This is a genomic window from Streptacidiphilus sp. PB12-B1b (assembly GCF_014084125.1).
GTDB lineage: Bacteria > Actinomycetota > Actinomycetes > Streptomycetales > Streptomycetaceae > Streptacidiphilus.
Genome location: NZ_CP048405.1, coordinates 1,330,288 through 1,345,076 on the forward strand (window position 1 = coordinate 1,330,288; position 14,789 = coordinate 1,345,076).

Annotated in this window: 12 protein-coding genes; 10 read left to right on the plus strand and 2 right to left on the minus strand. The window is 73.5% G+C overall.

All coding sequences use genetic code 11. The features are described from left to right. The first annotated feature begins 22 nt into the window (after positions 1-22). Entirely contained in the window at positions 23-862 is an 840-nt protein-coding gene (locus tag GXW83_RS06095; RefSeq protein WP_182441866.1) for a TetR/AcrR family transcriptional regulator, read from the plus strand. Between the two features lie 75 nt (positions 863-937). Further along, positions 938-1,633: a uracil-DNA glycosylase gene (ung, locus tag GXW83_RS06100; RefSeq protein WP_182441867.1), complete on the plus strand. Its 696-nt coding sequence runs from the start codon at positions 938-940 to the stop codon at positions 1,631-1,633. Positions 1,634-1,667: 34 nt separating this feature from the next. Here ung and GXW83_RS06105 read toward each other — a convergent pair whose 3' ends face one another. Beyond that, the gene (locus tag GXW83_RS06105) at positions 1,668-2,444 is read right to left on the minus strand and encodes a DedA family protein (protein WP_182441868.1); all 777 of its coding nucleotides are present in this window, start codon (positions 2,442-2,444) and stop codon (positions 1,668-1,670) included. Between the two features lie 439 nt (positions 2,445-2,883). Here GXW83_RS06105 and GXW83_RS06110 point away from each other — a divergent pair, with 439 nt between their 5' ends. From GXW83_RS06110 to GXW83_RS06145, 8 genes are all read left to right on the plus strand, one after another. Beyond that, positions 2,884-3,825, plus strand: a complete 942-nt coding sequence (locus GXW83_RS06110; protein ID WP_182441869.1) for a carbohydrate ABC transporter permease — start codon at positions 2,884-2,886, stop codon at positions 3,823-3,825. 162 nt (positions 3,826-3,987) lie between these two features. Beyond that, the gene (locus tag GXW83_RS06115) at positions 3,988-5,301 is read left to right on the plus strand and encodes an extracellular solute-binding protein (RefSeq protein ID WP_182441870.1); all 1,314 of its coding nucleotides are present in this window, start codon (positions 3,988-3,990) and stop codon (positions 5,299-5,301) included. Continuing rightward, positions 5,298-6,245 carry a carbohydrate ABC transporter permease gene (locus GXW83_RS06120; RefSeq protein ID WP_225446788.1) on the plus strand — a complete coding sequence of 316 codons (948 nt, stop codon included), beginning with the start codon at positions 5,298-5,300 and terminating at the stop codon, positions 6,243-6,245. The genes GXW83_RS06115 and GXW83_RS06120 overlap by 4 nt, the downstream gene beginning before the upstream one ends. Beyond that, entirely contained in the window at positions 6,238-6,972 is a 735-nt protein-coding gene (locus GXW83_RS06125; protein WP_182441871.1) for an HAD family hydrolase, read from the plus strand. The genes GXW83_RS06120 and GXW83_RS06125 overlap by 8 nt, the downstream gene beginning before the upstream one ends. A 3-nt stretch (positions 6,973-6,975) precedes the next feature. Then, positions 6,976-8,253 (plus strand): MBL fold metallo-hydrolase, encoded by a 1,278-nt coding sequence (locus GXW83_RS06130; RefSeq protein WP_182441872.1) that lies wholly within the window; start codon positions 6,976-6,978, stop codon positions 8,251-8,253. Between the two features lie 194 nt (positions 8,254-8,447). Further along, positions 8,448-10,379, plus strand: a complete 1,932-nt coding sequence (locus tag GXW83_RS06135; RefSeq protein WP_182441873.1) for an APC family permease — start codon at positions 8,448-8,450, stop codon at positions 10,377-10,379. Between the two features lie 213 nt (positions 10,380-10,592). Continuing rightward, complete coding sequence (locus GXW83_RS06140) at positions 10,593-13,373, plus strand: ATP-binding protein (RefSeq protein ID WP_225446789.1); 2,781 nt, start codon at positions 10,593-10,595, stop codon at positions 13,371-13,373. Then, a complete protein-coding gene (locus GXW83_RS06145) occupies positions 13,370-14,077 on the plus strand; it encodes a response regulator (protein ID WP_182441874.1) in 708 nt (235 codons plus the stop codon). Before GXW83_RS06140 ends, GXW83_RS06145 begins: the two co-directional genes overlap by 4 nt. On the opposite strand, the gene GXW83_RS06150 is transcribed toward GXW83_RS06145, so the two are convergent. Continuing rightward, positions 14,065-14,763 (minus strand): thiol:disulfide interchange protein DsbA/DsbL, encoded by a 699-nt coding sequence (locus tag GXW83_RS06150; RefSeq protein WP_182441875.1) that lies wholly within the window; start codon positions 14,761-14,763, stop codon positions 14,065-14,067. The genes GXW83_RS06145 and GXW83_RS06150 overlap by 13 nt on opposite strands. Positions 14,764-14,789: the final 26 nt, after the last annotated feature.

A 14,789-nucleotide genomic window follows, 5' to 3' on the forward strand; every position in this document is an offset into this window, starting at 1 on the left:
GCGGCCTGCGAGAGAGGTGCCCGTGGCAGCAGAACGCTCGGCGGGCCGACCCGCCCGACGCACCCCGGTCTGGGCCAGGCCCCGGGTGGCCGGGCGCGGACCGCAGCCCTCGCTCACCCTGCCCGCCATCGTCGCCGCGGCCGTCGCCGTCGCCGACGCCGAGGGCGTGGACGCCGTCTCCATGCGCCGGATCGCCACCGAACTCGGCGTGGGCACCATGTCGCTGTACCGCTACGTCGAGACCAAGGACGACCTGCTCGACCTGATGGCCGACCAGGTGTTCGGCGAGGGCGGCTCCGGCCGGGGCCACCTGGACGACTGGCGGGCCGACCTGCACCGCTTCGCCGTCGGCTACCGCGACCTGCTGCTGCGCCACCCCTGGCTGCTGCCGGTCGGCCTGAGCCGCCCGCCGCTCGGGCCCAACGTGCTGCGCCGCACCGAGTGGCTGCTGGGCTGCCTGGACGGTAGGGGCCTGGGCATCGACGAGATGGCGGGCCTCACCGGCGTCGTCGTCGCGTACGTCCGGGGCGTGGCGCTGGCCGAGATCGCCGAGGCCGAGGCGGCCCGCCGCACCGGCCGGAGCCAGGACGACTACCGGCGGCTGGTCGGCCCCTACCTCACCGACGTCTTCGCCGCCGGGCAGCACCCGCTGATGGCCCGCTTCGTCGCGGAGGCGGACGACCGCCCCGACCCGGACCGGGTCTTCCGCCGGGGCCTGGAGCGGGTCCTGGACGGCGTCGCCGCGGCCCTCGCGGCGGCAGCCGACGACCGTACCGGCTCGGGGTCCGGCTCTGGGGCGGATTCCGGGTCCGGCTCCGGGTCCGGCTCCGGGCCGGGGGAGGGCTCGGGGACGGGCGGCTGACTGTCAGCGGCACCCGCTACCGTGCTGTGCAGTCGGCTCCCCCCGGAGCCGGGTCGCACTGGAGGTCGCACCCCGATGTCACTCTCACCGTCCCCGCTCGACGAGTTCGCGCTGCCCGAGTCCTGGCAGGGCGTCCTCGCCGGTGAGACCGCCAAGCCCTACTTCGCGCAGCTGGCCGAGTTCGTCGCCGCCGAGCGCGCGGCGGGCCAGGTCTTCCCGCCGAGCGGCGAGGTGTTCTCCGCCCTGGAGGCCACCCCGTACGGGCAGGTCAAGGTGCTGCTGCTGGGCCAGGACCCGTACCACGACGACAACCAGGCGCACGGCATGTGCTTCTCGGTGAAGCGCGGCGTGCGGGTGCCCCCGTCGCTGCGCAACGTCTACAAGGAGCTCGGCACCGACCTCGGCCTGCCCACGCCCGACCACGGCAACCTCCAGGCCTGGGCCGACCAGGGCGTCCTGCTGCTCAACGCGGTGCTCACGGTCCGCGCGCACGAGGCCAACTCGCACAAGGGCAAGGGCTGGGAGACCTTCACCGACGCGGTGATCCGCGCGGTCAACGAGCAGCCCGAGCCGGTGGTCTTCGTGCTGTGGGGCGGCTACGCCAAGAAGAAGCTGCCGCTGATCGACACCAGCCGCAACGCGGTCGTGCAGATGGGGCACCCCTCGCCGCTGTCGGTGAAGCACTTCCTCGGCACCCGGCCGTTCTCGCAGGTGGACAAGGCCCTCGCGGACCTCGGCCGGCCCCCGGTCGACTGGCGCCTGCCCGACTAGGAGCCGCCCCCGCCCCTTTGCCCGCCCGCCGGTGTCAGCCGGCGGCGGGCGCGGTCTCCGGCTCGGCCGCCGCAGCCTGCGCGGGCACCGAGGCCGCCACGGCGACCGAGGCGGACGCCGGAGCCGAAGCCTGCGCCGGGATCTGCGGCAGGGCCGGGGCGTGGGCATGGGCCGGGTCCGCCGGCTGGGCCCGCGCCTCGGCGGGGGCCGTCGCCCCGGCGGCGGACGCCGCCGCCGCGCGGGCCTGCCTGCGCTGCCGCTGCACCATCCGCGCGATCACCGCGCTGACCGCGCCCGCCGCCACGCAGGACACCGCGAAGCTGATCCAACTGGTGTTGAAGGTGTGCGCGTTCAGGTAGCCCAGGCCGACGATGTAGGTGGCCCATACCGTCGAGGACAGCGCCGACCAGCGCAGGTAGTGGCGCGGCGGCTTGGTGCTGGTGCCGACCAGCAGGTCCAGCAGGCTCCGCCCGCCGGTCACGAAGCGCAGCAGCAGTATCGTCCGGCCGCGCTTGGTCTCCAGCAGCCCGAGGACGTGTGCGGCGGCGGCGGCCGCGCCCGGCTTGCGGTTGAGGCGCCGCTGCGCCCACCCGGCCGCCCGCCGCGCGGCCCGCAGCAGCAGCAGGTCCCCGCAGAAGGAGGCCAGCGCCACGGCCACGCCCAGCAGCAGCGGGGAGGTGTGGGAGTCGAGTGTGGCGGCAATCACCACGGTTCCGTCGGGAATCAGCGGAACGAAGGCGTCGGAGACCACCGCGAGCACGGCAGCTATGGATACCCAGGAGGAGTCGAACAGGGACGCAGCCGCGCTCATGGGGCTCCTTGCTGGGTGTTGTTCCGACGGGTGGGGCCGTTCGCCGTAAAACAACGCTAGCCGGTCCAATGATCCCATCCCCGACCGCACTGTCGGCACAGCCTAAACCGACTCTTACTGACGCCACGCCCGGGGCAGGGGCTGCGAGCTGCGGATGGGTCGCTCTGCGTGCGGCGGCGGTCGCCTGCCGTCACCCGTCGGCGGGCGGTCCGGGTCAACCCGTCCGTGGACGTCGTACAGGCGACCGAGGGGTGTCGTCGGCGCCGCCCGGCGGCTGACCTTCGGTCAGAAGTTGGAAGTGGCCAGCCTTCCAGGATGACACATGATCTGATCGCGACCGTCCGTCGTCGCCAAGTGTTTCCCTGTTTGTCATAGGCACGCTATCTACGCGCGTTTCACTCAGTGCTGACAAGAGCTGGACGAGGTGCGGAGTTGGCGAATGGCGCAGTACAGCGAGGTGCTGGCGCGGGCAGGTCGGACGACCCCCGCCAAGCGCATCAAACGTGCACGTGAGAGCCCCATGGGCTGGGTGTACTCCGCTCCGGCTGTGCTGATCTTCGCGGTCTTCGTCATCGCCCCGACCGGCTACACCGTCTACATCAGCACCTTCAAGTGGAACGTGCTGAACACGTCCATGTCCAAGTACATCGGCTTCGCCAACTACCAGGCGCTGTTCGGCTCCAGTACGCCGAGCTTCCTCTCCAGCCTCTGGCACTCGCTCTACTTCAGCGGCGCCACCGTCATCGGCGGAACCGCGCTGGGCCTCGGCATCGCGCTGCTGCTCCAGCGCGGCGGCCGACTGCTGAACGCCGGGCGGGTGGCGATCTTCGCCCCCTTCATCACCCCGGTGGTCGCCACCTCGGTGGCCTGGGTGTGGATCTTCAATCCGCAGTTCGGCCTGGCCAACAGCGTGTTGCGGGCCCTGCACCTGCCCGCCCTGCAATGGCTGCAGTCCTCCACCTGGGCCATGCCCTCGGTGATCGTCTTCAGCCTCTGGCACGAGGTCGGCTTCACCGTGGTGCTCTTCCTCGGCGGCCTGTCCGTCGTCTCCACCGAGATGAGCGAGGCCGCCCGGATGGACGGCGCCAACGCCTGGCAGGAGTTCTGGCACATCACCTGGCCGCAGCTGCGCCCGGTCACCACCTTCGTGGTCATCATCAGCAGCATCACCTCGCTGCAGGCGTTCACCCAGTTCTACGAGATGAGCTCCGGCGGCCCGGACTACGCGACCACCACCCTCAGCTACCTGCTCTACCAAGAGGCCTTCCTGCTCTTCCACACCGGCTACGGGGCCGCGCTGGCGGTGGTCCTCTTCGTGATCACCGCTGCCTTCACCCTGCTCCGGCGCCGCACCGGCAGCGAGATCGCCGACACCCGCTGACGCCGCGCGCCCCCGCGCCCGGTGCGCCGCCGGACGCACCCGCGTCACCCCCGAACGTCACCCTCCCGTACAGCACCACGCACAACAGCACACGCACGAACAGCACCACGCCCGCACCACGTCGCCCGTGCACCACCTCGCCTGCAAAGGGGTCCACCCGTCATGTCCCGCAACCGCCGCAGCCTCGCGCTGCTCGCCTCCGCCACCGCACTCGTCGCCCTGGCCGGCTGTTCCTCCTCCAGCGGCTCCTCCGGCTCCGGCGGCTCCTCCGCCAAGGCCGGGGGCAAGACCACCATCAGCTTCATGTCGATCATGGACAGCGGCGCCCAGAAGACCACCCTGGTCGCGCTGACCAACGCCTTCGAGAAGGCCAACCCGGGCATCACCGTCAACCTGGAGTACCAGACCAGCTACGGCAACCTGCTCGCCAAGGAGACCGCCGGCGTCTCCGGGCACAACGCGCCCACCCTCGGCCAGGTCTACGAGAGCTGGGCCGCGACCTTCGCCAACAGCGATGCCATCCTGCCGGCCCGCACGTACGCGGGCAGCGACAACCCGGCCGGGCTGTCCGGCTTCTACACCGGGGTGCAGAAGGACCTCAAGCTGCCCGACGGCAAGCTGTGGATGTGGCCGTTCAACAAGAGCGTCCAGGTCATGTACTACAACGCCGACATGCTCAAGGCCAAGGGCCTGGCCGCGCCCACCACCTGGGACCAGTTCGCCACCGACGCCAAGGCCGTCTCCGGCAAGGGCGTCACCGCCATCACCGTCGACCCCGGCTCCAGCGCCTCCCCGGCGGGCGGCCAGACCATGTTCGCCGCCCTCGCCGCCGCCTACGGCACCCCCGACGTCGCCCCGGACGGCACCCCGCAGCTGAACAGCGCCGCCGCGGTCCAAGCCCTCACCTACATGAAGACCCTCGAGGGCGAGGGCGCGCTCGCCACCGGCACCAACTACCCCGGCGAGACCGCGCTCGGCGCCCAGAAGGGCGCCTTCGACCTGAGCAGCGCAGCGGGCTACTACTACGAGAACCAGGCCGTGGGCAACAAGTTCGCCCTGGGCACCGAGGTGCTGCCGGTCGGCCCGTCCGGCGCGCCGACCAACATCATGTCCGGCACCAACGTGGCGATGTTCGCCTCCGCCACCCCCGCACAGCAGGCCGCGGGCTGGAAGTACATGCAGTTCCTGGCCTCAGCGTCGAGCCAGGCCCAGTGGTCCGAGCAGACCGGCTACCTCCCGGTGACCCCGGCGGCGCTGCCGCTGATGTCCGCCTTCATCGCCAAGAACCCCTACCTGCCCACGGCCGTCGCCGCCCTGCAGTATGCGGTGCCGCAGCCCGCCTACGCCTGGGTGGAGCAGGTCGAGGGCGAAGAGGTCGTCGCCATCCAGGCCGTCCTGGAGAAGGGCGCCGACCCGAAGTCCGCGCTGGACGCGGCGCAGAAGGCGGCCCTGGCGGACAAGCAGGCCGATCAGTGACCTTGGCCGCACCCGGCGCCCGCGTGGGCGAACGGGCCGGGACGCGTCGCCGGGGCCTCCTCCGGCGGCGCGCCTCGGCGCACCCCGCCCCCGCCCGCAGCGCCCCCTCACGCCCGGTCGGGGCTTCGCGCCTCGGCACCGCCGTCAGCCGGACGGCAGCCGTGCTCGTCGCCCTGCTGTTCCTGCTCCCCTTCTACTACGTGGTCGCCACCTCGCTGAACTCGTCGAGCGCGACCGCCTCCCTCAGCGGCATCCTGCTGCCGCACTGGCACTGGAACAACTACTCCCGGGCCTGGGCCGCCGAGCCCTGGGGGCGGTTCTTCCTGAACACCGTGCTGGTCGGCGCGGCCACCACCGCGCTGGCGCTGATCACCTCGCTGCTGGCCGGCTTCGCCTTCGGGGTGATGCGGTTCAAGGGCCGCAACGCGCTGTTCGTGCTGGTGCTGTCGGTGCTGATGGTCCCCACCACGGTGCTGCTCATCCCGGACTACGTGATCGCCACCGACATCAACTGGCTGAACACCTACTGGATCCAGATCGTCCCCTTCGGCGCCAGCGTCTTCGGGATCTTCCTGGTCCGGCAGTTCTTCCTGGCGGTGCCGACCGAGCTGTTCGACGCCGCCGAGCTGGACGGCGCGGGACGGCTGCGGATGCTCTGGTACATCGGCGTGCCGATGGTCCGGCCCGCGCTGCTGATCATCGTCCTGAACACCTTCATGGCGAGCTGGAACTCCTTCCTGTGGCCGCTGATCATGACGACCAGCCCCAGCGTCCAGCCGATCGAGGTGGGCGTGTCCAGCTTCGCCGGGGCCGACGGCACGGACTTCACCGCCATGTGCGCCGCGGTCACCTTCACCACCCTGCCGGTGCTGGTCCTCTTCCTGGCCCTGCAGCGCCAGTTCATCACCGGCGCCATGGCGTCCACCGGAGGCGTCCGTGGCTGACGAACTGACGGGGCTGGTCCTGGTCACCGACTTCGACGGCACCCTCTACCGGGGCGACGCGCCCCTGCAGCAGTACGCCTGGCGGGCCGCGCAGGCGCTGCCCGCCCCGGCCCGCCGGGAGCTGCTGGACGGCCTGGAGCGCTACCTCGACGAGGGCGCCCCGGCGGTGCCCGAGGCCGTCGACGGCTGGGAGGCCGTCGCCGTCCTCGCCCGCCGCCAGGGCGTGGACGAGGCCGCGCTCGCCGCCGCCTTCACCGGGACCCGCGCCTACATGGCCGGGCCCGGCTGCGAACTGGAGGTCCCCACCGCCTACGCCGAGCTGCTGGCGGAGCTGCGGGCCCGGGGCGTGCGGGTGGTGCTGGCCACCAACAGCCCGGCGCACGGGCTCGACCCGCTGCTGGAGCGGCTGGAGGTGCTGCCGCTGGTGGACGAGGTGGTCTCCGGCACCGGAAAGCCCGCGGGCCTGGAGCGGCTGCTGCGCCGCGAGCTGGGACTGCCCCCGGACGCTGCGACCGTCCCCGCCGCCGACGGCGCGCGGCTGCTGGTCGTCGGCGACCACTGGACCAACGACATCGCGCCGGGCATGGGGATCGGCGCGGTCGGCGCCTACATCGACCGCTTCGGCCGCGCCGACGGCCCCGCGCACATCACCGCACCCCTGGTCGAGGGAGTCCTCGACACCGTACGTAACTGGGCACAGGCCCGGTCGCTCGCCGAGAGGAACTGACATATGGTCGCCATCGAATTCTGGGGTGGCCTCGGCGTCATCGGCGGAAGCAAGATCATGATCGAGGACGGCGGCCACCGCGTCCTGCTGGACATCGGCCTGGACATCCCCAGCGGCCGCGATCCCTTCCGCCTGCCGGTCCGGGTCCGCCCCGGACGCGAGCTCGCCGACCGGCTGCGCATGGGCACCGCTCCGCGCATCCCCGGGCTGTTCGACCCGGCCGCCCTCGACCCGCGTTCCGCCGACGCCCTCGGCGATCCGGTGGGCGAGACGGCCGTCTTCGTCAGCCACCCGCACATCGACCACGTCGGCCTCGCCGGATTCCTCCGCGAGGACGTCGCCGTGCACGCCCACACCGACGCCGTGGACCTGCTCCAGGCGCTCAGCGCCACCGGGCAGGGCCTTACCCACGGCGACCCCGCCTGGCGCAGGCTCGCCGACGGGCAGCGCACCCGGGTCGGCTCGATGGAGGTCGAGTGCGTCGCGGTCGACCACGACGTCCCCGGGGCCTCCGGGTACCTGGTCCACACCCCCGCCGGGACGCTCGCCTTCACCGGCGACATCCGCTTCCACGGCCACCACCCCGAGCGCTCCTGGGGCTTCGTGGAGCGCGCGGCCGAGTGCGGCGTCCTGGCCACCGAGGGCACCACCCTGGGGTGGGATCCCAGCGGGCGGCTCCGCGACGAGAGCGACGTGCAGCGCGACTTCGCCGCCGCCCTGGAGCGCACCCCCGGGCTGGTGCTGCTGTCGGTGTACCCGCGGGACCTGGAGCGGGTGCGGGCCTTCCTCGGCATCGCCGAGGCGGCCGGACGCCGCATCGTCTGGCCCGCGCCCACCGCGGCCTTCCTCCAGCTGCTCGGCGTCGACGGCGTGCTCTCGCCCGCCGAGGTGCCCTGGTCGGACGTCCATGCCGCGCCGTCGGCGTACGTGGTCGTGCCCGACCCGGACGACCTGCCGTCGCTGCTGGACCTGCCGGTCGGCGAGGGCTGCCCGGCGAGCGTCTTCGTCCACGCCAACGGCGAGCCCCTCGGCCCGTTCGAGCCGCGCTGGGAGCCCTTCACCGACTGGCTGTCGGCGCTGGGCATCCCGCTGCGGCAGATCGGCTGCTCCGGCCACGCCAGCCAGGACCACCTGCACACCATGCTGGAGCGGATGCGCCCGCGCACCGTCTTCCCCATCCACACCACCGCTCCCTTCCGGCTGCACCCGCCGTCGGGCACCAGCCGGGTCGTGGCCGAGTACGCCACCCGCTACGACTTCGCGGGCCGCGCACTGTCGTAGACCCTCCCGCCGGTCCGCCCCGCCCGCCGGTCCGCCCCGCGCCGCCCGCCGTCGTCAGAGGCGGTAGGGCGGGGCGGCCTGCCGTTAAGATCCCGTACGCGTCGCAGATCGCCGGTCTGCGGCGGGGCCAGCATGAGCCGGCAGTGCGACGCGCACGCGTACAGGCTCGGCAGGTCATGGGAAGGCTGACGGGGATGGACACAGAGGCACCGGCAACGACAGCGGCGGCCGAGCCGCCGACGGCAGCGGTACCGGAGGCGGCAGCGACACCCGCCGCCCCGGGCGAGGACGGCGAACCCCCCGAACCCGGCACCGGCCGCGCGCCGCGGTCGGGCGCGGAGGGCCGCGACCGGCTGACCGCTCTCGGCGGCCTCGCCGCGCTCTCGCTGGACGCCATGGCCTCCGTGGCCTACGGGCCGGAGGCCATCGTCGTGGTCCTGGCCGCGGCCGGGGCCCACGGGCTGGGCTTCACGCTCCCGGTGACCATCGCCATCGCCGTCCTGCTCGCCGTGCTCACGCTCTCCTACCGGCAGGTCATAGCGGCCTTCCCGGACGGCGGCGGCTCCTACGCCGTCGCCCGGACCCACCTCGGCCGCCGCACCGCCCTGGTCGCCGCGGGTTCCCTGGTCATCGACTACGTGCTGAACGTCGCCGTCTCCGTCACCGCCGGGGTGGCCGCCCTCACCTCGGCCTTCCCCGGCCTCTACGGCGACCGGCTGTGGCTCTGCCTGGCCGTGCTCGCCCTGGTCACCGCGATCAACCTGCGCGGCATCGCGGAATCGGCCCGCGCCTTCATGATCCCCACTGCGGTGTTCGTCATCTCCATCCTCACCGTGGTCGCCGTCGGACTGTTCCGGCACGCACCGGTCGGGCTCCTCGCCGCCGGTCACACCTCCGAACTCGCCGCCCACGCGCAGTCGGTGGGCGTCCTGCTGCTGCTCCGTGCCTTCGCCTCCGGCTGCTCGGCGCTGACCGGCGTCGAGGCCATCGCCAACGCCGTCCCCTCCTTCCGCGCGCCCGGCGTCAAACGGGCCCAGCACACCGAGATGGCCCTCGGCGGGCTGCTCGGCGCCATGCTGATCGGTCTGGCCGTGCTCATCGGTCGCTTCCACCTCCAGCCGGTGGCCGGGGTGACCGTCCTCGCGCAGCTCACCGACGCCGCGCTCGGCCACGGCATCGGTTTCTACGTCGTCCAGTTCGCCACCGTGCTGCTGCTGGCCCTGGCCGCCAACACCTCCTTCGGCGGCCTGCCCGTCCTGCTGCGGCTGCTCGCGCGCGACAACCACCTGCCGCATGTCTTCGCTCTCCGCGCGGACCACCAGGTCTACCGGCACGGCGTGCTGGCCCTCGCGCTCGCCTCCGCCGCGCTGCTCGTCGGCTCGGGCGGGAATGTGAACAGCCTGGTGCCGCTGTTCGCCATCGGCGTCTTCGTCGGCTTCACCGTCTGCCAGGTGGGGATGGTCCGGCACTGGCACCTGAACCGGATCCCCGGCTGGCGGCGGAAGGCCGCTCTCAATGGATTCGGCGCGCTGCTCACCGCAGCGGCGACCGTCGTGGAGACCCTCACCAAGTTCACCGAGGGCGCCTGGATCATCTGTATCACGCTGCCGCTGCTGGTCCTGCTGTTCTCCCGGATACGTCACTCGTACGAGCGAATAGGCGAGCAGCTCGGCCTGGGCCGCATCCCCGAGGCGCCGGTCCGGACCCACTCGCTGGTGGTCGTCCCGGTCGGCGGGCTCTCCCGGCTGACCCGCGAGGCGGTCTCCGCCGCCGTCTCGCTCGGCGACGAGGTCGTCGCCGTCACCGTCGTCCCGACCGGGGGCGACGACGAGGACCGGGCCGCCGCCGACACCCTGCGCGCCGGCTGGGAGGCCTGGCAGCCCGGCGTCCCGCTGGTCGAACTCCCCTCGGAACGAAGGGAACTGAGCCGACCCCTGGTGGCCTGCCTGCGCGAGCTGTCCGCCGCGCACGCCTACGACCGGGTCACCGTCCTGATCGCCGAGGTCGAGCCCGCGCACTGGTGGACCTGGCCGCTGCACAACCAGCGCGGCGCGCTGATCGCCCGCGCGGTCCGGCGCGGCACCGAGGCCACCGTCTGCCGCCTGCGGCTGCGCCTGGACCGCTAGCGGGCGCCGCGCCGGCGGCCCGGACCGCCGGCGCGGCACCGGGCGCGGCCGTGCGCGGCGGCCGTGCACGGCCGTGAGGTCAAGATTGCGTATGCAGCCACCCGCTACGTGTCAGGAAAGCGTTAACGCCGCTGCTCATCGGGGGTGTCATGCGGTTGCCTGCAGGGAGGCTCCCATCGTGGGAAGCACCGCAGCGGGAAGGAAACGCCGCAGGTGTCGCACCAGTACGACAGTCCCGCGTCCTACGCGCGCTCCGGCGCCGGTCGGGGCCGGTTGAAGGTGCTGCTCGGTGCGGCCCCCGGCGTCGGCAAGACCTACCGGATGCTGGACGAGGCCCGCCGCCGCCAGGAGCGCGGCAGCGACGTCGTCGTCGCCTACGTCGAGTGCCACCGGCGCCGGCACACCGAGGACCTGCTCGCCGGGCTGGAGGTGCTGCCCCGTCTCGACCGGCGCTACCGAGGCGCGGAGTTCACCGAGATGGACACCGACGCCGTCATCGCCCGCCGCCCCGAGGTCGCCCTGGTGGACGAGCTCGCGCACACCAACGTCCCCGGCGGACGCCACGCCAAGCGCTGGCAGGACGTCCAGGAGCTGCTGGACGCCGGCATCGACGTGCTCACCACCGTCAACGTCCAGCACCTGGAGTCGCTCAACGACGTGGTCGAGAGGATCACCGGGGTGCCGCAGCGCGAGACCGTGCCGGACGAGGTGGTCCGCCGGGCCGACCAGATCGAGCTGGTCGACATGGCCCCCGAGGGGCTGCGCCGCCGCATGGCCCACGGCAACGTCTACGCCGCCGAGAAGGTCGACGCCGCGCTGTCCAACTACTTCCGGGTCGGCAACCTCACCGCGCTGCGCGAGCTCGCCCTGCTGTGGCTCGCCGGGCGGGTCGACGAGGGGCTGCAGACCTACCGGGCCGAACACGGCATCAGCCGGGTCTGGGAGACCCGGGAACGCGTCGTGGTGGCCCTCACCGGCGGCCCCGAGGGGGAGACGCTGATCCGCCGCGCGGCCCGGATCGCCGACCGCTCGGCCGGGGGCGAGCTGCTGGCCGTGCACGTGGCCCGCAGCGACGGCCTGGCCGACGCCAACCCGGCCGCCCTCGCCGCCCAGCGCCGCCTGGTGGAGACCCTCGGCGGCAGCGCGCACTCCGTCGTCGGCGACGACATCCCCCGCGCCCTGCTGGACTTCGCCCGCGCCGAGAACGCCACCCAGCTCGTCCTCGGCACCAGCAGGCGCGGACGGCTGCTGCGCTCGCTCACCGGGCGCGGCATCGGCGAGACCACAGTCGAGCTCTCCGGCGACATCGACGTCCACATGGTCACCCACGAGAACTCCGGCGCCGGCCGCGGACTGCCCGTGCCGGGACGGCCGCGCACCCGGCGGCGGCGCGTGGCCGGACCGGTGGCCGGGCTGCTCGCCCCGCCGGCGCTGACCGTGCTGCTCACCCAGCTGCGCGCGCCGGTCAACACCACCAGCGACATCCTGCTGTTCCTGCTCGCCGTCGTCGGCACCGCCTGCCTCGGCGGCGTGGTGTCCGCCCTGGTCGCCTCCCTCACCGCGTCGCTGCTGCTCAACTACTACTTCATCCCGCCGGTCCACCGCTTCACCATCTCCGACCCCAACAACGTGCTCGCGCTGTGCGTCTTCGCCGTCGTTGCGATCATCGTGGCCAGCATCGTCGACCGGGCCACCCGGCTGGCCGGTCGCGCCGCCCGCGCCACCGCCGAGGCGGAGACGCTCTCCGCGGTCGCGGGCAGCGTGCTGCGCGGCGACCAGGCCGTACCGGCGCTGCTGGCGCGGCTGCGGGAGACCTTCGGCATGGTGAGCGTGACGCTGCGCCGCACCGGCGAGGAGGAGTTCGGGCAGGGGGCGGCACCGGCGCTGCCACCCGCCCGGGCGTCGGACGCCGCCCCGGGTACGGCCCCGGCCCCGTCCCCGGTGGCGGCTCCGGACTCCAGGATGGCACCCGGCACCGACAACGCCGCCGACGCCGCCGATGCCGTCCCCGGCGGCGCCGCGAACGCCGCCGACACCGCTGCCGTCGAGGCGATACCGGTCAGCAGCGACACCGTCATGGTGCTGCGCGGACGCAGCCTGCCGGCCGCCGACCGGCGGGTGCTGTCGGCGTTCGCCGCGCATGTCGCGGTCGCCCTGGAACGCGCCCGGCTCGCCGAGGCCGCCGCCGAGGTCGAACCGGTCAAGGCGGCCGACCGGCTGCGCTCCGCGCTGCTCGCCGCCGTCAGCCACGACCTGCGCACCCCGCTGGCGGTCGCGCTCGCCTCGGTCTCCTCGCTGCGCAGCGAGGACGTCCAGTTCAGCGCCGAGGACCAGCGCGAACTCCTGGCCACCGCCGAACAGGCCCTCGGCAAGCTCACCCGGCTGGTGGAGAACCTGCTCGACATGAGCAGGCTGCAGGCCGGGGCGCTCACCCTGGACCTCCAGCCGACCGCGCTGGACGAGGTCTACTCGACCGCGCTGGACTCGCTCTCCGGCGCCGGCGGCGAGCCCGTCTCCGCCATCGGCCTGGACGCCGCCCCTCCCGTGCTCGCCGATCCGCCGCTGCTGGAACGGGTGCTGGCCAACCTGATCGCCAACGGCGTCCGGCACACCCCGGTCGGGACGCCGGTGCTGCTGACCGCCAGCGCCCACGGCGAGCGGGTGGAGCTGCGGGTCGTCGACCGCGGCCAGGGGCTGCCGCCGGAGGACCGGGACCGGATCTTCCAGCCGTTCCAGCGGCTCGGCGACACCGACAACGACAGCGGCGTCGGCCTCGGCCTCGCCCTTTCGCGCGGCCTGGCCGAGGCCATGGGCGGCACGCTCACCCCCGAGGACACCCCCGGCGGCGGCCTGACCATGGTCCTCTCGCTCCCGGCCGCGCCGCTCGACCGGGCCCCGCAGCAGGCCCCGGCCGACCAGCACTCCGCCGACCAGAACCCCGACGTACAGGCCGACCAGGGCCGCGCGACCGCACCGGAAGGATCACGCCTTTGACCCGCGTCCTGGTCGTCGACGACGAGCCGCAGATGCTGCGCGCGCTCCGGATCAACCTCAAGGCCCGGCACTACCTGGTGGCCACCGCCGCCGACGGCAGCTCCGCGCTGCGCCAGGCCGTGCGTACGCCGCCCGAGGCGGTGATCCTCGACCTCGGCCTGCCCGACCTGGACGGCGTGGACGTGATCCAGGCGCTGCGGGTCTGGAGCAAGGTCCCGATCATCGTGCTCTCCGGGCGCTCCGGGGCCGCCGAGAAGGTCGCCGCGCTGGACGCCGGGGCCGACGACTACGTCACCAAGCCGTTCTCCATGAACGAGCTGCTGGCCCGGCTGCGCGCGGTCCTGCGGCGGCCCTCGCCGGAGGAGCCGCCGCTGGCCGTCGAGCTCGGCGGCTACACCGTCGACGTGGTCAACTGCACCGTCCGGCGCCGCGCCGACGGCCCGTGGCAGCCCGGCCAGGAGCGGCCCGAGGAGCCCCGGCTGACCCCCACCGAGTGGCGGGTGCTGGCGCTGCTGCTGGCCCACCCCGGACGGCTGGTGACGGGGCGGCAGATCCTGGACGACGTGTGGGGCCCCGGGCACGAGTCCAAGACCAACTACCTGCGGGTCTACCTGGCCGGGCTGCGCCGCAAGCTGGAGCCCGACCCGGCGCACCCGCGCCACCTGCTGACCGAGCCCGGGATGGGCTACCGCTACCAGCCCTGACGCTCGGGCGCCGCCGCCCGCGCCCGCTGGTACAGGTAGTCCACCACCGGGACCGTCCCGGCCACGCCGCCGTCGGCCAGGAACGGCGAGGTGCGGTAGGTGCCGCCGACGACCACGCTGGGCATCTCGTGCACGTCGTAGGACTCGCGCAGCGCCGGCGCGGCCTCGGTCTCCTGCTGCACCTGCGCCGACTCGTACGCGCTGCGGAAGGCGTCGGGGTCGACGCCCTGCTCGGCGGCCCAGTCGGCGGCGGTGTCCTCGGTGGTCAACGACCGCCGCTCGTCCAGGACGGCGTGGAACGCGGGCAGGGCGAGCTGCTGGGCCGCGCCGAGCCGGTCGAGGGTGTAGTAGAGCCGGGCGTAGGCCAGCATCACCGGCGTGTTCGACCAGGCCGCGGGGATGCGCGTGATGTGCACCGGGGGGCTCTGCCGGGCGGCCCAGTCGTCCAGCGGGGTCTCCAGCTGGTACGAGTGCTCGCAGCCGTACCAGAACACCTCGACCACCTGCTGCCGGGGCGCCTGCGCCACCGGGTGCGGCAGCCGGACGAAGTCGACGCCCGCCCGGGGGGCGGCCTCGGCGCGTCCGGTCGGGGCCTGCAGCGCGAGCGCCGCGGCGGCGAGGGTCAGCGCGGCGCAGACGCGGAGCAGCGACTGCTTGATCGGCTTCTTGCCCGTGGGGGCGGACACGGGGGCAGGCACGGGGGCACGCATCG